Annotated in this window: 18 protein-coding genes and 2 tRNA genes; 13 read left to right on the top strand and 7 right to left on the bottom strand. The window is 41.9% G+C overall.

The features are described 5' to 3' along the window. Nucleotides 1-234 precede the first annotated feature (234 nt). Both EIP89_RS06250 and EIP89_RS06245 read right to left on the bottom strand, forming a co-directional pair. Nucleotides 235-1,710 carry a T9SS type A sorting domain-containing protein gene (locus tag EIP89_RS06250; protein ID WP_124397811.1) on the bottom strand — a complete coding sequence of 492 codons (1,476 nt, stop codon included), beginning with the start codon at nucleotides 1,708-1,710 and terminating at the stop codon, nucleotides 235-237. A 20-nt stretch (nucleotides 1,711-1,730) separates the two neighbouring features. Then, a complete protein-coding gene (locus tag EIP89_RS06245; RefSeq protein WP_124397810.1) occupies nucleotides 1,731-2,018 on the bottom strand; it encodes a hypothetical protein in 288 nt (95 codons plus the stop codon). A gap of 367 nt (nucleotides 2,019-2,385) precedes the next feature. On the opposite strand from EIP89_RS06245, the gene EIP89_RS11745 reads away from it, so the two are divergent. The 7 genes from EIP89_RS11745 (at nucleotide 2,386) to EIP89_RS06210 (ending at nucleotide 8,016) form a co-directional block, all read left to right on the top strand. After that, nucleotides 2,386-2,652 carry an HI0074 family nucleotidyltransferase substrate-binding subunit gene (locus EIP89_RS11745; RefSeq protein ID WP_124397855.1) on the top strand — a complete coding sequence of 89 codons (267 nt, stop codon included), beginning with the start codon at nucleotides 2,386-2,388 and terminating at the stop codon, nucleotides 2,650-2,652. Nucleotides 2,653-2,733: 81 nt separating this feature from the next. Then, a complete protein-coding gene (locus EIP89_RS06235; RefSeq protein ID WP_124397809.1) occupies nucleotides 2,734-2,979 on the top strand; it encodes a nucleotidyltransferase family protein in 246 nt (81 codons plus the stop codon). A 209-nt stretch (nucleotides 2,980-3,188) separates the two neighbouring features. Beyond that, nucleotides 3,189-3,995, top strand: a complete 807-nt coding sequence (locus tag EIP89_RS06230) for a T9SS type A sorting domain-containing protein (protein ID WP_160160540.1) — start codon at nucleotides 3,189-3,191, stop codon at nucleotides 3,993-3,995. Next, entirely contained in the window at nucleotides 3,986-5,371 is a 1,386-nt protein-coding gene (gene glmM / locus EIP89_RS06225) for a phosphoglucosamine mutase (protein ID WP_124397807.1), read from the top strand. Before EIP89_RS06230 ends, glmM begins: the two co-directional genes overlap by 10 nt. After that, on the top strand, nucleotides 5,372-6,121 hold the full coding sequence (locus EIP89_RS06220; protein WP_124397806.1) for a sulfotransferase domain-containing protein: 750 nt from the start codon (nucleotides 5,372-5,374) through the stop codon (nucleotides 6,119-6,121). Next, nucleotides 6,099-6,887: a hypothetical protein gene (locus EIP89_RS06215; protein WP_124397805.1), complete on the top strand. Its 789-nt coding sequence runs from the start codon at nucleotides 6,099-6,101 to the stop codon at nucleotides 6,885-6,887. The genes EIP89_RS06220 and EIP89_RS06215 overlap by 23 nt, the downstream gene beginning before the upstream one ends. After that, complete coding sequence (locus EIP89_RS06210) at nucleotides 6,868-8,016, top strand: ABC transporter ATP-binding protein (RefSeq protein WP_124397804.1); 1,149 nt, start codon at nucleotides 6,868-6,870, stop codon at nucleotides 8,014-8,016. The genes EIP89_RS06215 and EIP89_RS06210 overlap by 20 nt, the downstream gene beginning before the upstream one ends. A 15-nt stretch (nucleotides 8,017-8,031) precedes the next feature. Here EIP89_RS06210 and EIP89_RS06205 read toward each other — a convergent pair whose 3' ends face one another. Next, nucleotides 8,032-8,886 (bottom strand): Cbp1 family collagen-binding glycoprotein adhesin, encoded by an 855-nt coding sequence (locus EIP89_RS06205; protein WP_124397803.1) that lies wholly within the window; start codon nucleotides 8,884-8,886, stop codon nucleotides 8,032-8,034. A 206-nt stretch (nucleotides 8,887-9,092) separates the two neighbouring features. On the opposite strand from EIP89_RS06205, the gene EIP89_RS06200 reads away from it, so the two are divergent. After that, a complete protein-coding gene (locus tag EIP89_RS06200) occupies nucleotides 9,093-11,033 on the top strand; it encodes an ABC-F family ATP-binding cassette domain-containing protein (protein ID WP_124397854.1) in 1,941 nt (646 codons plus the stop codon). 59 nt (nucleotides 11,034-11,092) lie between these two features. Here the strand turns inward: EIP89_RS06200 and mscL are convergent, their stop codons facing one another. After that, nucleotides 11,093-11,509 carry a large-conductance mechanosensitive channel protein MscL gene (gene mscL, locus EIP89_RS06195; protein WP_124397802.1) on the bottom strand — a complete coding sequence of 139 codons (417 nt, stop codon included), beginning with the start codon at nucleotides 11,507-11,509 and terminating at the stop codon, nucleotides 11,093-11,095. Nucleotides 11,510-11,632: 123 nt separating this feature from the next. Between mscL and EIP89_RS06190 the strand changes: the two genes are divergently transcribed. The 4 genes from EIP89_RS06190 (at nucleotide 11,633) to EIP89_RS06175 (ending at nucleotide 16,482) form a co-directional block, all read left to right on the top strand. Next, nucleotides 11,633-12,994 carry a UDP-N-acetylmuramate--L-alanine ligase gene (locus tag EIP89_RS06190; RefSeq protein ID WP_124397801.1) on the top strand — a complete coding sequence of 454 codons (1,362 nt, stop codon included), beginning with the start codon at nucleotides 11,633-11,635 and terminating at the stop codon, nucleotides 12,992-12,994. Then, nucleotides 12,991-14,748, top strand: coding sequence for a sodium:solute symporter family protein (locus tag EIP89_RS06185; RefSeq protein WP_124397800.1), 1,758 nt, complete (start codon nucleotides 12,991-12,993; stop codon nucleotides 14,746-14,748). Before EIP89_RS06190 ends, EIP89_RS06185 begins: the two co-directional genes overlap by 4 nt. Next, complete coding sequence (locus tag EIP89_RS06180; RefSeq protein WP_124397799.1) at nucleotides 14,720-15,505, top strand: sulfite exporter TauE/SafE family protein; 786 nt, start codon at nucleotides 14,720-14,722, stop codon at nucleotides 15,503-15,505. The genes EIP89_RS06185 and EIP89_RS06180 overlap by 29 nt, the downstream gene beginning before the upstream one ends. A gap of 239 nt (nucleotides 15,506-15,744) precedes the next feature. After that, nucleotides 15,745-16,482, top strand: coding sequence for a DUF2490 domain-containing protein (locus tag EIP89_RS06175; RefSeq protein WP_160160539.1), 738 nt, complete (start codon nucleotides 15,745-15,747; stop codon nucleotides 16,480-16,482). 57 nt (nucleotides 16,483-16,539) lie between these two features. Here the strand turns inward: EIP89_RS06175 and EIP89_RS06170 are convergent. Further along, nucleotides 16,540-16,616: transfer RNA gene (locus EIP89_RS06170), tRNA-Met, on the bottom strand. A 74-nt stretch (nucleotides 16,617-16,690) separates the two neighbouring features. Next, nucleotides 16,691-16,765 (bottom strand) — tRNA-Val (locus EIP89_RS06165). Between the two features lie 223 nt (nucleotides 16,766-16,988). Between EIP89_RS06165 and EIP89_RS06160 the strand changes: the two genes are divergently transcribed. Next, the gene (locus EIP89_RS06160; RefSeq protein ID WP_148086789.1) at nucleotides 16,989-18,869 is read left to right on the top strand and encodes a hypothetical protein; all 1,881 of its coding nucleotides are present in this window, start codon (nucleotides 16,989-16,991) and stop codon (nucleotides 18,867-18,869) included. Here the strand turns inward: EIP89_RS06160 and EIP89_RS06155 are convergent. Further along, nucleotides 18,863-21,325: a PIG-L family deacetylase gene (locus EIP89_RS06155; RefSeq protein ID WP_124397796.1), complete on the bottom strand. Its 2,463-nt coding sequence runs from the start codon at nucleotides 21,323-21,325 to the stop codon at nucleotides 18,863-18,865. The genes EIP89_RS06160 and EIP89_RS06155 overlap by 7 nt on opposite strands. Between the last annotated feature and the right edge of the window lie 3 nt (nucleotides 21,326-21,328).

Genomic DNA, 21,328 nt, shown 5'->3' with positions numbered 1-21,328 from the left:
GCCTTACTCCATGGGTATATGTATGATTTACTAATACTACTTTTGGAAGTCTTCCGGACAAAGGATGTGGAATTAAGTTTTCGAAAACAGAATGATATCCTAAATTATTCTCTACAGAATTACCTGATCTTGAATTTATATGATTAATAGCTGGAATTTTTCTTGTAAATGTCTTGTTTTCTTGTCCATGTATTTGCGTACATAAAAGTATAGAAATAATGATTATTATCAACCTCATAGTTTAATAATTTTTTCCGTTTTTAAGTACTCATTAAGTTCATCAAAAAACACAAAAAAATACATTCCAGATTTGAGATAGGAAAGATCTATTTGACTTTCAAATTCTGTTAAATTGTAGGTACCGAGGTATTTGCCTTCAACAGAGAATACTTTGAGCATTAATTTGTTTTTTGACAGTATTGTAACCTTTGAATTTGATGGATTTGGGAATACGAAAATATTGGATTGAATATCAGGTTTTTCAAGTACTTTAACATTTTCACAATTACTGAAGGTGTAAGTTACTCCAAAGTCACTGTCATAGATTTTTCCTCTCTTATCCGTTTTGCATAAAGCTTGTAATTGTCCAAGGCTATGAATAAAAAAGTATCCGCCATCTTTAGATTTTCTCAGATTAGATATATAATTTCTTCCAAATGGCAAGCCGTAATCCATACACCATTCTACATCCCCATTCATATTAATATTTGCCAGACAATAATTGGTGGGAGAATAATCTGATCTATTTGAGTAAGTATATAAAATTGTAAACGTGCTATCGGAATTAAAAATTAAATTGTTAATGGTGAAACACTTTTGCTGCAATTTTTCGTCCAATTTAAATTCTCTTAAAGTATGATTGATTTTATCATTAATCCATAATGTAAAATTTCTGCAATAATTATAGTATCCTGCCATAAAATGAATTGAATCAATAATATCCATCATTATACTTACCTCAAAATTTTTATCAGCACTGTAAAATCGCGAAATAGCACTGTCTGTTATTTCCTGAAACGAGTAAAAATTCATTCCTACAAATGAAATGAGAAGTTTTTTAGATAAAATATTTTTGCTATTTAATTTCAATATAAGGGTATCGCCGAAGGAATAATGTTGTGCATATCTGAAATGAGAGGCCTCTAAACCGAAACTATCTATGATACTATCAATAGAGAAGTATTTTACTATTGTGCCATTATTTATATTAACAAAACCTAATTTCAATATTTCATCATAATTATACATGTTTTCTAGGGCAGATGCGATAGTATCATTAGTTGAAAGAAGCCATCCTTTAAAGCCATTTCTCCAGACAATAGATCTTGTTTTCATATCTAAAAGCATTAATCCATTGGATACATTGTTTGGGTTGGAATAATCGCTAAAATCCAGTACAAGAATGTACCGATCGCTATAGATATATTGAGGGTATATTGACGACCATATCACTGAGAAGGGAAACAGGTCATAATAATCCAACAAGAATCCTTCTTTATCATAGATTCCTATTTGAGGTTGAGGTCCCGTGCTTCCACCGGGATAATATTTTGCCTTAAAAAACACATAAAAATACGAGGATGATTCCACCACATGATTTATGCTTATTTCCCGAGCGTGTAGATTAAAGGAGCGGAAAAATGTAGTGTCGCTTTGTGCATTGGAATAGAGTTTTAATAAATAAGTTACAAGTATAAAAAATATTCTCATTTATTAAATATTTTTAAGTCTTAAACTATCCATTGGTCGGAGGATAGGGGAGCAATGGCTGTAGCGATGGAATGGTTCATTGGGTGAGGGTAGTTGATTTCGCGCAGGGGTTCACCGATATCGCTGATGTACCAGAGGGTGAAGTCTTTTCGGTCAGCCTCGGGGCTTTCTTGCCAGCCGCAGAGCACGGTGTGCTTGGAGGGGGTGATGAGAATATCGAGGGCTTCTTCGTCGTGGGAGCCACCGTAACCTTGCTCGAAGAACTGGCCACGGAAGTCGTTGAGGAAAAAGTGCTGGGCGTGGGTCAAGTTACACACACACACACACACACAGGGCTGGGAGAAGTAGAGCTTTTTTCATGGGTCGTTAATTTTTAGCTAAAATAAAGGTTGCTTTTGAAATGGGCAAAACATTTAAGAAAAAAAAAAAAAAATGGTTTCGTAAAAAATTTATTCGACCGGGATTTTTGGTATTTTTAAGAGAAAAATGGGTTTTAAAGGCTATCATATACATTTGTGATAAAATATAAGTACGTGTTTGGTGAAGATATACGTTGGAAACAAAGGTTTCAAGATTTCGCAAAAGCACTTGCACTTTGAGAAAATTCTGTAAAAATTCATAGACCCGATATAATTCAAAAAGCCGAAACTATTTAGTTTTTAGAAATATACCGAACTGGCTTGGAAACTGCTAAAAGATTATCTCGAAGAACAGGGTTTTTCGGAGGTAAATTCACCGCGCTCTACCGTCAAAAAGGCATTTGAAGTGGGGTTAATTGAGGAGGGGCACTTGTGGTTGGAACGTTTACACAACCAAAATTTTATTGTACATACGTATGACAAGTACAAATCAAGTGAGATGCTCGATAGAATAGCTGAAAAATATTTTCCTGTTTTTAAACGACTTAAAAGTACTTTTGAGGGTAAATTAGATCAAACCTGATGTTGGTTTAAGCAATAGTGACTTGCTCGTAATACATAACGTATTATTGCGTTTTCCACAGGTAAAAGAAGCTATCACCTTTTGCAGCAGGGCAAAGGGACGTACAAACGCGGCAGTGATGTGGATCTGGCACTTCGCGTGGAAAAAGGGCAGGCCGATGTAGTAAGGCACATTAGCAGAATTTTGAACGAGGAAACCATGTTGCCCTACAGATTTGACGTGATTGACTACGATGGCGTATCAAATCCTGAATTGCTCTCTCATATCCAAAGGGTTGGCATTGATTTTTTTAAAACAATGTCGTCAACAATGCGACAATCTCCATGACTTGAGCTGTTTTTTTTGAATTAGATTTTCTTGCTACTTGATTTTTGAGTTTATTGAAAATTTTGTTTTAGTCTTTCGTAGTAGCTCATAATTTGGTGTAAAAAATTTAGTTTTAATCTAAAAGCAATTTGATTGTGGTAAAGTCTATTACCTACTTATTGGTTAGGTAAATGGCCTTTCACTGTACTTTTGTTCCAAAATTTCAAACGTTGAGAATATACTTAGTCGCAGGAGCTATTCTGTTTTTTGCCGGTTTACAGGCGCAAATTCTTCACACTGTCGTCACACCCAATGTCATCACCAGCGATACGTTGTTGCTTATTGACTTAGATCAGGATACAGTGCCTGATTATGCGATTCGCACACAGTTTAATCGGACAGAGAATAATGCCGTGTACGATGTCATCTCGGTGACGCCTCTTGGTCAGCAAGGTCATCGGGTAGCGGGCACTACGCCTACCGTGTTTCCCTATGCCAGTAGGTTTGGTTTCAACGAATTTATCGGTCCGGAAACTCCCTTTTTGAATCCGGAAATCGAAGGTGGGATGTCCTTCGTACGCAACGGGCAGTTTCTCTTTAACGACCCGTGGAACGGCGGGGCTACTGACGAATTTTTGGGATTTGCCCTTCGCAAAAATGGCAACACACACTACGGCTGGGCCAAGGTAGATGTAGGCAACGACGGAAAATCGGTGACGCTCAAAGAATTTGCCGTACAGCTTACTCCAGATACGCCTATTAATACCAACCGCTTTTTTAGCATAATAGAAAATCCTTTGCGCGATCTGGTGATTTGGCAGAGCACCGGCATGGTGCACCTTCGTCTGCCTGACAATCAGGGCAGGGTAGAGGTGCAATTGACAGACATACAGGGACGCATATTGCGCTCTGAGCACTTTTTCGGCCCCCACCACAGTATTCCGATGCATGTGCCAACGGGTGTTTATCTTCTTTTGATTAAAAAAGACAACACATTTATTACCAGAAAAATACAATATTCTCCCATATGGCATTAATAGTATCCATCTCCGGCGTGCGGGGCACCATCGGTGGTCGGCCTGGCGAAAATCTGACCCCCGTTGATATTGTGGCGTTTGCTTCGGCCTATGGCCAATGGCTCAAAAAGCAAACCGGCGACCAGGCACCTCGGGTGGTGATAGGTAGGGATGCCCGTCCATCAGGCGAAATGGTGTCTGCTTTGGTGATTAATACCCTTGTGGGTAGCGGTATCGACGTCATAGACCTGGGTCTTAGTACTACACCCACAGTCGAAGTAGCCGTGCCCAAGCAGAAAGCGGATGGGGGAATCATCATCACCGCTTCGCACAATCCCGTGATTTGGAATGCTTTAAAACTCTTAAACAATAAGGGCGAGTTTATCAGCGCGGCTGATGGCAACGAATTGTTAGCTATGATCAAGGCGCGTGATTTTGCCTTTGCCGATGTACATGCGCTCGGAAAAGTTCACACCTATACACAAGCGATAGAAGACCACATTGCTGCTCTGCTGGAGCGGCCGGAGATAGATACCGTAGCCATAGCAAAGGCAGGATTTACAGTAGCTGTGGATGCTGTAAACAGCACTGGTGGTCTAGCGATTCCAAAATTGTTGGAAGCATTGGGTGTAAAAAACATCAAAAAACTTCACTGTGAGCCAACAGGCTGGTTTGCTCACAATCCGGAGCCCCTGAAAGAGCATTTGGGCGACATCATGCAGCTGGTGAAGACCGAGAAATGCGACTTGGGAATTGTGGTAGATCCGGATGTGGATCGACTGGCGCTGATTGATGAAAATGGCGAAATGTTTGGCGAAGAATATACTTTGGTCGCTGTAGCCGATTATCTGCTCTCACTCAAGAGCGGGCCAACGGTATCAAATCTGTCTTCATCGCGTGCTTTGGCCGATCTTACCCATGCTTACAAGGCTGAATACCATGCTGCAGCCGTAGGTGAGGTGAATGTGGTGGAAAAAATGAAAGCCGTCGGTGCCCGCATTGGCGGTGAAGGCAATGGTGGCGTTATCTGGCCTGACTTTCACTATGGTCGCGATGCCTTGGCGGGCATAGCTCTGATTCTTACTCATTTGGCCAAAACAGGCCTCACACTTTCGCAGCTCAGGGCGAAATACCCTGCCTACTACATGAGTAAAAATAAAATCGAGCTGCAGCCGGGTATGGACACAGCAGCCCTATTGAAAAAAGTGGAAGAAAAATACCAGGGCGAACGCCTGACTACGATCGATGGAGTGAAAATAGACTTCGCCGACAGCTGGGTACACCTGCGCCGGTCAAACACAGAGCCTATCATCCGCATTTACACCGAAGCCCGTTCGCAAAAAGAAGCCGATACGCTGGCTGAGCGATTTGTATCAGAGCTGAAAGCTTTGATATAAATGAATGAAAAGCAACTTGCTGTTATCATTGGTGCGCAGAAAAGCGGCACTTCCACTTTATTTGAATGGTTGAAGGTGCAGCCCGGCATAGTGCCTTCGGTAGAAAAGGAGCTTCACTACTTTGATTTTTCGCATACCAAAGGAATTGATTTTTACTTATCCCGGTTTGAAAAAAAGGAGGGAACCCTCCTGCTTGAGGCCAGTCCGATGTACCTGTTTCATCCACATGTACCGGAGCGCATGTGCACACATTTTCCCTACGCAAAACTGATCCTCTTGCTTCGCAATCCGGTAGACAGGGCCTGGTCTCAGTACCGAATGAATGTGCGAAGAGGCATCGAACGGCTTGGCTTTTTGACCGCCGTTCGGCTTGAACCCTTTCGATTGCTCGGTTCATCGGCCGACGTTCCCGAGTCCCGCTTTCAGAACTACAGCTACATCCAAAGGGGGAGATACGCTAGTCAAATTAGCCGATGGCTTACATACTTTTGGCGAGATCAGCTCTTTGTTGCAGTTTATGAAGATTTTTTTTCCCGTCCTGAAGAAGGACTTGATGTGTTGGAAAATTTTTTACAATTCAAATTCTCTGACAGAGAAATAGTCAAATCTTCCTACAACAGAGGTGATGGCTTATCACTGTCTGATGAGGTGCGAAAAAAATTATCGAGCATCTTTGCCAATGAGGTAAAGCGGCTCAAACAACTGATAACCCCTGATTTCGGAAATTTTGAAAGCTGGAGAATACCATAATACGCCTGAAAATACCGGACTGCCGCAGGCTATTAAAGAAGTATTGGAGGTGCGAAGAGCTGTAGCAGCCTATGGATGGCGCGATGTAAAGATCAGGTATATCCGCACCTACCTAGGTTGGGGATGGCTGCTCCTGCCAGCTGTGCTTCTTTTATTGCCGGTATTACTGCTTCAAGCTCGGTTTGGCATGAAGGATCAAGAGCTTTCGCAATGGGTTACTGTTTTAAGCGGTCATATACTCAGTGCCGGGCTAATGCAGCAGATTGCTCCTTTGTGGATTAACAACAAACATTTTTTACTTAAAATCCGCTTGCCGGTTCTTTTTATGCCCATAAGTCGCCTTGTCGTGATGCTGCCTGAGTGGATTTTGTATTCAATTATCCTCACTGGTTTGGGAGTGTATCTGGATTTACCAGCAGGATCCATTGCCTTGCAATGGTTTGTTTTTCAGCTATTTTGGGTCTTTGGATTTTCAATGGGGGTGATTTTTTGCGCCATAAGCAGCAGGTTTCGCGATGTGATTCACGCAGTGCCCGTTGTGATACAAGGGCAGCTACTTCTCATTGTGTTATACATGATTCATAGTGCTGAATTTCAAGCGTTTTCATGGCTTGAATGGCTTCCCCCGGTTTTGTTTATCAATCTTTTAAAAAATCACGAATCTTCTGTATTAATTGTTTTAACCTCTATATCAATACTTTCCTTTGCCTATGTATCTGCATTTGTCTTTGTAAAATTGTCTAAAAATGCACTTGAGCGTATCTGAGTCAGATTGGGCCATACGGGTAGAAGGCGTCGGAAAGTCGTTTGAATTCGACGACCATAGTCGCGTTAGTGCCTTGTCAGATATCAGCCTTACGCTCCAAAAAGGCAGCAGCACTGCGCTCATAGGCAGCAACGGCAGCGGTAAGTCCACTTTGCTGAAGTTGATTGCAGGTATTCTGAGGCCTTCTGTAGGTAAAGTAAGCACGCGAGGGAGGGTAGCTGCGTTGCTCGATCTGGGGGCGGGTTTTCACCCGGAGCTTACAGGTCGCGAAAACATTTTTTTCTACGGTCGCCTTCAAGGGCTTACCGAAGCCGATATACGAAATCTGCTGCCTGAAATTGAAGCATTTGCCGATATCGGGGATTTTACGGATAGACCGCTGAAATACTACAGCCACGGCATGTACCTGCGGCTTGCATTTGCTACGGCCATCCACATGCCGTTTGATATACTGCTCATCGATGAAGTACTTGCCGTAGGCGATGCAGCCTTTCAGCAGCGCAGTAGTGAGCGCCTTCGCGCTGTACGTGCAGAAGGCAACAAAACACTGGTCGTGGTAAGCCATCAGATGAATCTGTTAGAGCAGCTATGCGACCAGGCCATCTGGCTTTCGAAAGGTAAAATGGTCGATAAAGGGCCGTTTAGCAGAATAGTGAGCAACTATTTGCAATCAGAGCAGACGCAGTCAGGAATCTTTAAAAGCGGACTTGTAACAGAGATTTCTTGTATTTGGGATAAAAATGATGCTACCTACATCACCGGACAGGAGGCTCTGCTTACCGTGGAGTTGATGGCAAATCAATACCTACCAGCTACTCAGATGCGCATCAATATTTTCGATGCTCAATCCTCCACCTTTGTAACCCATTTGGATTCCGGCTTTGAGGGGCCTTTGTTCCTAAGTCTCAGAAGAGGATTAAACGCGATTCAAGTTCGAATACCGGAACTGAACCTATTTCCGGGGAATTACTTCTGCAGAGTCAGCCTTTATGCTCATGAAGAGTTGATCTGTAGGTTGCGGGCCACAGCCTTTTTTCAGGTGAAAAATTCAGGTTGGCTACACATGATAAACGCCCATACGACACTTCGTACGGGCGTTTATCTGAAACATTACGTTGAAGTAAAATAAGATTTCAGGCTCAGCTTATTCAACCATTACTACTAATACACGGGTGATGCTCCAGAAGGCTTTCGGATCATTGATGACCAGACCCGTAATTCGTTTGCCTTCACGTTCAATGGAATAGCTGCCCTGCGGATGTTCAGATATGATTTTTACACCTTTAGCATCGAGGTCGATGCGATTTAATTGGCGAATGTCACCAACAGTAAAAAGTGCTTGATCAGCCGAACTGGAAACAGTCTTTACCCGACCAATTCCGAGAAAACCTCCCTGACTATCAATAATTCCCTTATCTTTCAGATTTCTGCGGGTATCTACGATGTAGTAGCATTTATTTAGCTCAGCTTCCTTAGCGCTGATGGTACGCTGACTTTCTTCAGTGATTACCTGTACCTTACGCGTGAGTTGACGAATGGTTTCATCGCGCTCTTCAATGGCCTTGGTGAGTTCTGCGATGGTAGCTTCGCGTTCTTCGATTTGTTTTTTGAGCGATTCTACCAGTTTTGTAAGCTGAGAATTTTGAGATTTACTAGCTGAAAGCTGCTGATTCAAACGAGTGATTTTTGCTTTCGACTCTTCAATAATGCTGTTTAAATCTTGAATATCTCTGATTACGGCATCTTTCATCGATACAAAGCGGTCGCCACTAGCACTTTCGGCTACCCTCAAGCGTCCTTCTTTTTCGCGAATTACGTTGAGATTTTCCTGAATTTCCAGCATGGCGTTTGTAAAGCTTTCGATGGTGCTGTCTTGCTCGCGGGCACGCTGTTCGAGTTCTGCTTTTTCAGCTTTCAGAGTTTCGATTTCTTGTTTTAACTCACTGTTGCATGATGCAAGAATCAAGGCAGTGAAAAAAGCAAAAATGGACTTTTTCATCGTGTTTAATTTTGGTCAAAAGTATTTATTTTGAACGGGAAACTAAAGGAATTTATTGGAATTTCTTGCACTATTTTTAATTTTAATCTTGTACAATCACCTTGTTTTTTAAGCAAATTGAATTAGTGCTTGACTTATTATTTATGTAAACAGATTTTCAGATTTGTTTGTACATCAGCCTCTCAGGTTCGGAATACTTTTGCAATATGGTTTCTATTCAGCAGCTTACCGTCGAATACCCTTCAAAAACGCTATTTAAAGACATAAATTTCCTTATCAATCCCGGTGAGAGAATCGGATTGGCAGGCCGTAATGGAGCCGGAAAATCAACTCTGCTCAAAATCATAGCAGGCGAAATAAGTCCACACCAGGGCCTGGTCGCCAAGCCACGTGACATTTCGATTGGTTATCTGCCTCAGATACTTCCATTGCCCACAGGAAAAACTGTGAAACAAGAGGCTGAAACAGCTTTAGACGACATTCGAAAGATTCAAACCGAAATAGATCTGATTAATGAAGCTCTGGCTACGCGTACCGACTACGACAGCCAGGAGTACATGCACCTCATTCAGCGGGTATCAGACCTTACACACGAATTTCAGGTAGCTGGTGGATATGAAGCTGAAGGCAAGGTAGAAAAAATTTTAAAGGGTCTGGGTTTTACCGACGAAGACCTCGACCGACAGCTCGATACCTTCAGCGGTGGATGGCGCATGCGCGTGGAATTGGCCAAAATTCTGCTTAAACCGCACCAATTAATGCTGATGGACGAACCTACCAATCACCTCGACTTACAGTCTATTTTGTGGCTCGAAAATTTTTTAAAAAACAGCGACCGTGCTCTCTTGCTTATCAGTCACGATAAAACCTTTCTCGACAACGTAACTACCCGTACTCTAGAGATAGCCGGCGGAAAGATTTATGACTATCCGGTGCCATATTCCAAATTTGTAGAGCTGCGCAAAGAGCGCATCGAACATCAGCAGCTGCAGCGCAAAAATCAAGAAAAAGAAATTAAGGAAACCCAGCAGCTCATCGACCGATTTCGAGCAAAAGCCACCAAAGCCTCCTTCGCTCAAAGCCTTATTAAGCGGCTCGATAAAATCGAACTCATCGAAGTCGATACCGAAGACACCAAAACGATGCACTTTCGCTTTCCTCCAGCCCCACGCAGTGGTAAAGTGGTGCTGAAGGCTGAAAATGTATCGATGGCCTTTGGAGAGAAAACTGTTCTAAAACAGGTGAATTTTGAAATTGAGCGCGGTGAGCGGGTGGCATTTGTGGGTAAAAACGGACAGGGCAAAACCACTATGGTGCGCATGATATTGGGCGAATTACAGGGTGGGGGTACGCTTACAATAGGTCATAATGTACAAATAGGCTACTATGCTCAAGAACAACACCTTACCCAAGACGCCGACCGCACACTGCTTGAAGTCATTGAAAGTGCAGCACCCGACGAATTGCGACCACGCGCTCGGTCTTTGCTTGGAGCTTTCATGTTTTCAGGCGATGAGGTGTACAAAAAAGTAAAGGTGCTCTCGGGGGGAGAGCGGGGTCGATTGGCGCTGTGTAAGCTCTTGCTTCAGCCTTCGAATTTGCTTGTGCTCGATGAACCTACCAATCACCTCGACATCGCCAGTAAAAATGTTCTGAAGCAAGCTTTGCTTGACTTTGAGGGCACCATCGTGCTGGTGAGCCACGACCGCGACTTCCTCCAGGGTTTGGCTACAAAAGTTTTTGAATTTCAAGGAGGTACTGTAAAAGAATGGCTGGGTGACATCGACAGCTTTTTGGCTGAAAAGCAAAGAGAAACTTTCAGAGATTACGAAAGCAAACCTTCGATCTTTTCGGACAAAAAACCTTCTTTAGAAACTTCTTCAAAAACTACAGAAAAACAAACATTCAGCAATAAAAATGAGCAAAAGAAGCTTCAGCAAAAAATCGAAAAAATCGAATCCGAAATTCACGCTTCCGAACATCTCGTTAAGGCATTAGAGGAAAGGCTCACTAATCCCGAAATATTCGCCACTTCAAAAGGGGTGGAACTTCTGAACCAATACGAAACTACCAAAAAAGCGCTTGAGGCACTCATGCAGCAGTGGGAAGAGCTGACTGAAGCGCTTGAGAAAATTCAGATGGAATAATAACCTTCCAAAAGTGTTTTTAATTGGAGGATCATACTGCGCAAATCGCGAATTGCGAATTAGTTTTTTTGAGCTTTCAATAAATCTCGGATTTCAGCCAGGAGTTTTTCCTCATTTGATGGTTCAGAAGGTGCGGCTGGGGCGGGTGCAGAGACTTCTTGTTTTCTTTTGAGTTGATTTACGCCTTTTATTAAAAGAAAGATCGCAAAAGCTATGATGGTGAAATCAATTACATTTTGAATGAATGCGCCATAATTCAACGTAACGGCAGGAGCGTTATCAGTTGCTTCTTTTAAGGTTAGTGAAAAATCCTTAAAGTCAATACCACCTAGCAGTAAGCCGAGTGGCGGCATCAACACATCACCCACAAAGGAGCTCACAATTTTACCAAAAGCTCCACCTATGACCACACCTACAGCCAGGTCGAGCACGTTACCGCGCATGGCAAACTCTCTGAATTCTTTAAGAAAAGACATATTATGATAATTTAAATTTTCCTCAAATGTAATTTTTTTGGAGAAGCATCAAAATAAAGTTACCTAATTCCTCGGTTTTTGGTCAGACTATATTTGCGTTCATTTTTTTGAACACCTCCCAGTATGAAAATACACCTGATAGCCATTGGAGGTAGCGCCATGCACAACCTGGCGCTCGCCCTTCAACAGGCTGGTCACACCGTATCCGGTAGCGATGATGAAATTTTCGAACCCTCGCTTTCGCGCTTAAAAAATGCTAGTTTACTTCCGCCGGAAATTGGATGGTTTCCTGACCGTATTTCAGCTGATTTGGATCTGGTAATCCTGGGAATGCACGCTCGGGCTGATAATCCGGAATTGGCTCGAGCCCGCGAACTAGGCATTCAGGTACTGTCGTATCCGGAATATTTGTACGAGCACTCCAAAAACAAAACCCGCGTGGTGATCGCCGGCAGTCATGGCAAAACTACCGTGACCAGCATGGTGATGCATGTGTGTCGTGCCGCAGGCTTGGATTTCGACTATCTGGTTGGTGCACAAGTGAAAGGCTTTGATACAATGGTGCGCCTTTCGAATTCAGCCGAGTTTATGCTCATCGAAGGTGACGAATATCCAGCTTCAGCCCTTCAGCTCGTGCCAAAGTTTCACTTTTACCGACCCAACATTACGGCCATCACAGGCATAGCCTGGGATCACGCCAATGTATTTCCTACAGAAGAGGTGTATGTTGAGCAATTCCGAAAATATATGCAACAATGCGAGCCGGGAGCTTCGGTGATCTATTTTGCTGAAGATGATAAACTTAAAAACGTAGTTGAAAGTACACAGAATTTCGTAAAGAAAGTTCCTTACTTCACCCCGCCATACGAAGTGCGCTCAGGAGTTTTCCATTTATTGACAGAAGATGGCCTGCTACCTGTATCGGTAATTGGCCGACACAACATGGCCAATCTGGAAGCTGCTCGCTGGGTCTGTCAGCTCATGGGTATCCAGGAGCGTGAGTTTTATGAGGCAATTACTTCCTTCGAAGGAGCTGCTAAACGCCTTCAACTTTTAGGAAGTAATCATCACACCCAGGTTTACCTCGATTTTGCCCATGCACCCAGTAAAGTGAAGGCGACGTTAGATGCGATAAAAGAGTCATTTCCAGAAAAAAAAATCATTGCCGTACTCGAGCTTCACACTTATTCGAGTCTCAGTAAGTCGTTTTTGCCCAACTATGCTCACGCGCTGGATGCTGCAGATGTTCCCATGGTCTATTTTAATCCTAAAGCAGTGGCGCACAAGCGGTTGCCCGAATTGAAGAGAGAGGATGTGGCAGAGGCTTTTGGCATCGCAGTATCAAATTTTTATTCTGATGCATCAGAAGTGTTGGAAAAATTAAAGTCGATGGAAATATCTGATACCATTTTTCTGATAATGACTTCCGGCAACTTTGACGGAGTCGACCTGAAGCGTTGGGCTGATCAATTACTGGACAGATGAGCAGCATCGATTATGTAATCGCCGGAATCGGCCTAGTCTTTTTTTTATTCATTAACCTGCAGCTCAGAAAAAGAGGCACTACCAATATTGAGAGCTTTTTTCTCGGTGGCAGAGATGTGAGTTGGAAGTTGCTCGGCCTCAGCATGGTAGCTACCACCTTTGCAGCTGATACGCCCTTGTGGGTCACCGAAAAAGTGGTACAGCACGGTATCAGCGGCAACTGGCTTTGGTGGAATATGCTGCTGGGCGGCATGCTTACCACCTTTTTTTTTGCAAAGTACTGGCGCCGGGCAGGTATCCTTACAGAGCCTGAGTTTATCAGCTTGCGCTACAGTGGGCCCCTGGTGAGGCCTTTGCGCATGTTTAAGGCCGTCTATCTGGGACTTTTTCTAAACGCTGTAATTATTGGATGGGTAAATGCCGCCATGATCAAGGTTGTGGGCGAATTTTTTCAATTGAGCCGCGAATGGAGTGTGGCTGTCGTGGTGGTGATGATGGTCTATACAGCAGTTTATTCTGCCATTTCAGGTTTGATTGGCATAGTGGTAACGGATGCGATTCAATTTATAATTGCAATGACCGGAAGCATCCTGTTGGCGGTTTTGGTTGTACGGTTACCTGAGATTGGCGGCCTTACCGGCCTTGTCGAAAAGCTGCCAGAGTGGAGGTTTCACTTTTTTCCTACAATAGAGAATCAAACTGGCGACGTGCTGACAATATCTTTTGGCGCCTTTTTCTCTTTTGTTGCCTTGCAATGGTGGAACAGTTGGTATCCCGGAGCCGAACCAGGTGGAGGGGGCTATATTTCGCAGCGCATGATGAGTGCCCGCACCGAAGCCGATGCTCAGAAAGCATCACTCTTTTTTCAGTTGGCCCACTATTGCCTCAGGCCCTGGCCCTGGATAGTGGTAGCCCTTGCAGCACTGGTCCTCTATCCGGGCCTGACCGACCATGAAGCCGGCAATGCATACATTCGCCTTATACGCGACTACATGCCTACGGGCATCAGGGGGCTGATGTTGCTCGTCTTCATTTCGGCTTACATGAGTACCATTTCCACACAACTCAATTGGGGTAGTGGCTACCTGACCAACGACCTTTATTTGCTCTGGAAAAAAGTTGAAATGAACAATCAAAAAGAGCCGGTAGTGGTTGGTCGAATTTTTACTATACTGATAATGGTTGTCGGTGGTATCGTGTCTTTTTACATCGATACCATTGACAAGGCTGCTCAGTTTCTCATCCAGGCCGGGGCCGGGTTGGGTTCAGTATTAATATTGCGTTGGTATTGGTGGCGCATCAATGCTGCCACAGAGCTCGTGGCCACCCTTGTACCTTTGATGATTCTGGCAATCAGTAAAATCTGGATTGAGCCTGCTTTGGGTGAAAATTTTGTACATCAAAACGGAACTTTTTACATCGTAGTGTTGGGCACTATGACCGTCTGGCTCGCGGTCGCATTACTATCAAAACCCACTGATTATCAAGTAATAAGGGAATTTTGTCTGAAAGTTCAGCCTGCAGGTATTTGGCCTAAGAATCTACATGTGCCTGATAATTCAGAAGTGAGGAAAAACGCTGTAAAATGGCTGTCGGCAGTTTTATTGGCGTATTCGGTACTCTTTGGTACGGGCTATTTGCTGTTTGGCCAATGGCTTAAGGCTCTGATTTGCTTAACCTTGGTGGTGATAAGCGGATATTTTTTGATTCTTCAACTACAATCGGATGCAAAACGAGGCTCTGCTCAACACTGAGTGGTGGATGTATGCCTTGTACCTGGTAGGAGGAGTGCTAACAGGTATGATCAATGTACTCGCAGGCAATGGCTCAGCCATTACGCTAAGTCTAATGATCTTTGCCGGCATGCCCCCTGGCCTGGCTAACGGTACAAATCGTATCGGTGCTATGGTGCAGACCATTACGTCAGTACTGGCTATCCGCAAGACACTGAGAACCAAAAGGTTGATTCAGCTTAGCGTGCCTTTTTTTTTACCTGCCTTCCTCGGAAGTTTTGTGGGTGCTTATATAGTAATGGATTTAAACGATGCGCTGCTGAAGAAGATTATTGGGATACTGATGGTTTTTATACTGATGAGCCTTCTACTGAATCCCAAAAAGTGGAAGCGCAATACCGATCCTAAAAGACCTATTCATACATGGGTTAACTATGTGTGGTTCTTCCTCATAGGAGTTTACACCGGATTTATTCAAATGGGTGTAGGCATTATGATGCTGGCTATCATGGTATTATCCATGCAGTTAAGCCTGAAAGATTCCAATATCATCAAATTGGTAATGGCTGTAGTGCTTTCTTTACCGGCCTTTATGATGTTTATTGCTTACGGACAGATACATTGGCCCTCAGGGCTAGTACTTGCTTTAGGTCAGTCCATCGGTTCTATCCTTTCAACCCGGTATTTTCTCTATCACCCCAAAGCCACAAATATTACCCGCTATGTGCTGATATTTATACTCTCAATAAGTATTTTAAAGCTGTTTGATATCCTCTAATGCAACTTGTATCGGAGTATTCTTTTACATGTTCTTTTACATGAAAATGGATGAAATACAAAGAATTTTAAACCATTGAAGGGTACTCTGTAAAACTATTTGAACTATTCTCAATTTCTTATTGCACTTTTTTTAATTCGTATAATGCTGATAATCGTTAGTACTGCATCCTTAAGAATGTACGACCTTTAGAACCATAATTTCCTTGTTGGATGAAGATTTTAAAAGTCTTATTCTTAATGCTTCAAAGCGGTATTCTTTTATCGCAAATCACAAAAAATGTTCGCAACGAACCTGCCATTTGGGGTGGCTACATATCGAGCATCAAAGTTTCTGACCGAATATCCGTTTGGAACGACCTGCACTATGTGCCGGAGTCGTTTTTCATTTATCGTACAGGTTTGTCTTGGCATTTTACCCCACAAGTAGTGGGTACAGCCGGATATGCCTTCCTCAATGCAGCACCACGGGTGGATGGTTTGCTCGCGAGAAGCGAACACCGCCCATGGGGACAATTGGTCTTTAATTTTAAGATCGGTGAGGCAGCTCAGTTTAATCACCGCATCCGATATGACTACCGCATACGACAATCGGTGTTTGCAGGCGAAATCCACAACCATTCCTGGACAGCATATCACCGCCTACGCTTTATGTCAAGCCTTCGCTTCCCTTTGGTGGGAAGAAGTTTGGGCGACTACAAGCCTTTCTTTTCAGTTAACAATGAAATTCTGTTCAATTTCGGAAAAAACATCGTTTGGAATTACTTCGACCAAAATCGCAGTTGGATCAACTTAGGCTATCAGTTGCCCTATGCGACTGTTCAGTTTGGCTACATGCTCCGATGGGTGCAAGGACAAACTCCGGGTGATGTGACCAATTATCACACCGCACTGTTGTGGATTACGCACGTGATAGATACCCGAAAAGCGAAAACAGATAAAAAACCAGAAAATGAACTTTTGCATAGAGAGCCTTGATGGTCTCGATGGACTAAAAACAAAAAAACCCGACCATAAGGCCGGGAGTTGCTTCTATGGTAGCGAGGACGGGAGTTGAACCCGTGACCTCAGGGTTATGAATCCTGCGCTCTAACCGACTGAGCTACCTCGCCGTTTCGGGGCTGCAAATATTCTGTTCCAAAAGAACATTACAAACCTAAAAGGTTGTTAACTCCTGATGTAAAAGTGCGCTTTACTGGGTTCGAACCAGTGACCTCTGCCCTGTCAAGGCAGCGCTCTAAACCAGCTGAGCTAAAAGCGCGATAAAAACCTTTGTAGCTTGGCAAAAGTACAACAACAGTCGTACACTTTAGAAAATATTGTCCACTTCAGAAATCCTAAAACGAAACCGTTGTAAGTTGCTTGTTTACAGTAATTCGTGAGGAAAATTTTGCTGTAAAACTCCTTGTTCATCATCTTCCGTTTTTGAAAATATCAAAAAACACTTTAGAAAGATAAAAAAATATCGACCAAGCTGTTTTTCTTTGTGCATAAAATCAAAAAAGATCAAAAAAGCCCTTAATCTTCTTTTATTCATAGGCATTTCTCTTTCGCTTTTTCTTTACTCCTCACACTTTGAAGTTTATGAAGGAGGCCGTGACAATTATGCCCACTATTTTATTTCAAAATATTCATGGTTGTATCCCAAACTTTTTTTAGATCATTGGGGTAAACCAATTTTCACACTGCTGACTTCGCCTTTTGCTCAGTGGGGCATAAAGGGAATTGTCTTGTTTAATATTCTCATTGGTGTTTTTACTCTTTTCGTTTTAAATGAGCTTTTAAAAGAGCTTCGGATTAAAGCCCAATATCTAGCTTTAATTTTTCTTTTGTTTTCTCCTATTTATTTTGTTCTACTAATGTCTGCTATGACCGAAGTTTTAGCAGCCTTTTTGCTTACTTTTTCCTTGCTTTTACTTGTTAAAAAAAGGTATTCCTTAGCCGCTATCGTTTTCTCTTCACTTGTGCTCGTCAGAACCGAAACCTACATCTTTTATCCACTTATTATTATCTATTTTTTACTCCTGGGGAAATACTTAGAAATTTTCTTAATATTTCTGTTTCCAGTCGTTTATTCTTTTATCGGATACTTTGTTTACAACGATCTTTTTTGGCTCATCACTCATAATCCTTATGCCGGGGCATCGGATGTTTACGGATCCGGCTCTCCTTTTCATTTTCTTCTTAAATCACCTGAAATTTTTGGATGGCCTTTACTGGTATTTTCTCTCATTGGATTAATGGTTACATTTTATCAATTAGTATCTAATAAAATTACAGAAAGAGAAACAAAATACATCTTCGTTTTAATACACTTTTTTTGGCTCGCCCTGTTCACAGCTCATTCTGTAGCCTACTGGATGGGCAATAAATCTTCTCTTGGATTGATACGTGTTTTGGTTCCTGTATTGCCCTTGGCTGCTGCAAGTGGAATGATCGGTTTAAACTTTATTGATTCAAGTGTCTTTGAGATTTCTTTTTTTAAACGAAAATTCTCAAGGTACTTAATCTTTTTTTTCATTATAGTAGTAGCACAAGTTATTCAACCTTGGATTCAACTTCCTATCCCATATAAATTCAACGAATCTGATAAGGTATTGATCTCAGCATTGAATTGGATTAAAGGTGAGGAATATTTCAAGAAAAAGATATTTTATTTCGATGTATTTGTGCCTTTTTATTTAAATCTTAATCCATACGATACTTCACGTATCAGAGAGGGAATAATAAACAAAAAGTATCCTGAAAGAGATACAAAAATTGGTGATGTGATTGTTTATGATACTAGATACGCTCCCATTGAAGGAGGTTTGCAGCTTGAAGTATTTATGAAAAATCCATTTTTTCAATTAATAAATTACTTTTCGCCTATTGTAGAAGAGAAAACGCTTAATGAGCGTGCATATGAAGTATATATTTTTTTAAGAATAGATAAGAGCAAGGAACAATCAGAGCGAGTACTAGACAGTATTAAAGCAGCAAAATATCTCAATGCTTTTTCTATACCTATACCTGAGAGTATGTTAATTCAAGGCAATTCTGAATTTGTAGATATCTGTAATTTGGAGTTGAATCAAAAAGCAAGAATAGATGAAAAAAACATCCTTCACATTTCTTTTGATTTTACACAATTTTCTGGTGATCTATCGAATGTTGGCCTGTGCATGAGTTTTGAAAAACAAGATTCGATTATTGCATTTTTTTCGGTACCTATTGATCACTTTTTGGAGCGGAATTCATTTGATCAATTCATTCGATCTATTGATGCAAATCGACTAAAGATTTTCATTTGGAATATGGATAAAAAATATATTTCCCTTAGAGTAGAAAATATCTCTGCTTTTCTTGCTAAAAAAGTCTACTGATTTAAATGTAGAATATTTATAAAAAGTTTAAAAGCACCTGCGTTGCCGGCTGGCAATTGTCGGAAGAAACTTAAACCAGTATATACAAAAACCCCCTCACCATATTTTCCGATGATGAGTCCACCAGATTGTGGCTGTTCATTTGTATCGGCCCACGCAAGAGGGGTTTCATAATGTGATGAAATATTTTCAGCGAAATAAAGCCCTATTTCTTGGTGCCAACTTGTTAAATCATCTTTAGTGATTTCATACGGATATTTCAGTACTTTATGATTGGGGATTATAATAGTAGGAGTTGCGTCTTCTTCAGTCACTCTTCCTCGACCGATAGTAAATGGATAGGGTCCGATGTTTTTTACCTTTAAATCAGAACCATTCGTTTGATAGAGTACAATAAAAGTTCCCCCATTTTTAGTGTATTCGAGTAGTTTTTGATGCTCTTTTGCAAGTACAGGTGATGTGTTATAGCTTCTTATTCCGCAAACGATTGCATCGTACTTTTTTAAATCTTCAGCTGTGACATTTTGAAGTTGGATGTCTTCTACATGAAAACCAGTGTTTTTCAAAATGGATTTAATATCATCGCCCGAACCTGATATATACCCAATTTTTAGAGGTTTTACTTTTTCATTTTCTACCGAAAATATTTGTACTGTTATGGGTTTAAAAAATACCTTTTTCCCTATATGATCATGTGATATTTTTTTATACGACATTAATTCAATACTGTCATGCTCTGAATAGTAGAAAAATTTAATAGATGCGATTTGATTTTTTTCTATATTTCCACGTATGGATAGCTCTTTGATTTCTCCTTCCTGAAGACTAATAAGAGGGTGAATAGCTGGTTGAATATCTACATCATCTTCTTTGCTGATTAGAAGGTATGTAGTATCAATCTTTCTATGAATTTCTATTCCCAAAGTAAGATGGAAAGTATTGTCAAAAACACGATAAAGTACATCTACATCTGTGGCTCCTGTAATTTGCGGAAATACATTAACTTCTTCAATGATTTCCCCTTTTACACGGTCGTTGTTTCGAAAGATAACGGGCAGATTTTTAATAATTTTTGCACCTTCAAGATCAACAGTAATTGGTAAAAAAAGTGGTTCGTCTATGCTTCTACCGATATTTTGTTCATCACTTAGATAGAGGTATTTTTCTGGATTTTTAAGCCAAAATGGTTGTGAATAAGATCGAAGAATGCGTTGTGGAATTTTTAATGTGAAGGATTGTTTCGGCTGTATGAGGCGATTGATTTTGTAGGTAGAATCAGTTGTTTCTATGGAATTTATAAAAACCATTTCTCCAATTCTGTTGAACATTTGAAAGGTGAGCTGAAGCGTATCACCTTCAGTACCCGAACTTTTGTTGGCAGCTGCTTCAGCATATACACCGCTGCATTGCCAAATGAGATCATCGATTTTTCGTATCAATTCCGATAGATAAGGTTCTGGTACGCATTGTTGTGCAGCCTTTTTGAATTCGTTGAGCTTGTAAATAGAAAGGTTAGGTCTATCGTGATTGAAGGTAAGGGCTATGGCCTTAACTTGTTTGTCGAGGGCAGGACAACCCCAGCGAGAATAGCTGGTCTGTATGTTTTCGAATGGGTCTTTATAAGCTGGTAAGCCGCGTTCGAGTTGAAGATATTCGGAATATACCCCCCGTGAAGCCGGGATTCCGAAACCCTGGCTCTTGTGTTGGCTGCGCGAGTAAGCAGCAAGTTCACCTGTTTCTGCTCCGAGGTAAGGATAATAGTCTCCGATTTCGATTTTCAGCAGTTTACCATTACTTACCTGAGTGGTGTCAAGGTCTTTAATCCACCAGGTGGAGGTGTTCCAAAACAAGCGCGCAGCTTGCCATACTCCGTATTTGGAGGCCATCTCTGGTTCGTATTCAGGATCAGCTGCCAGATCAAATGCCTTGATTGCAAGGTATGCAGAGGCTGCATGATGTCCGTGACCTGCGCGAGTGTCGGGAGGAAAGCGATTGATGATGATGTCAGGTTTGAATTTTCGTATGATGAGAACCACATCCTTCAGGATGCTGTCTTCGTTCCACAAGCGAAGCGATTCTTCCATACTTTTTGAGTATCCGAAATCGCGGGCACGTGTAAAAAATTGCAAACCTCCATCGATTTCCCGGGCTTTGAGCAGCTCGTGGGTGCGGATTACTCCCAGGGCATCTTCGAGTTCCGGTCCTATTAGGTTTTGACCTCCCTCCCCCCGTGTGAGCGACAGGTAGGCCACAGTAGCCTTTTGGCTATTGTTGAGCCAAGTGATTAGCCTTGTGTTTTCGTCGTCGGGATGTGCCGCTACGTACAGCACTCGTGCTGTGTTCTGAAGTTTCTCAATTTCGTGAAGTAGCTGTGAGGAAGTTTTCGATGAATAGTATTGAGCATGGCCTGTTATAGTGCAAATTATGGAAATAGTTAAGAATCGATGTATGTACATTTT

This window comes from Thermaurantimonas aggregans, from assembly GCF_003851885.1.
Taxonomy (GTDB): domain Bacteria; phylum Bacteroidota; class Bacteroidia; order Flavobacteriales; family Schleiferiaceae; genus Thermaurantimonas; species Thermaurantimonas aggregans.
Note: the sequence above shows the minus strand (reverse complement) of the source record. Positions and strands in the feature narration are given on the sequence as shown.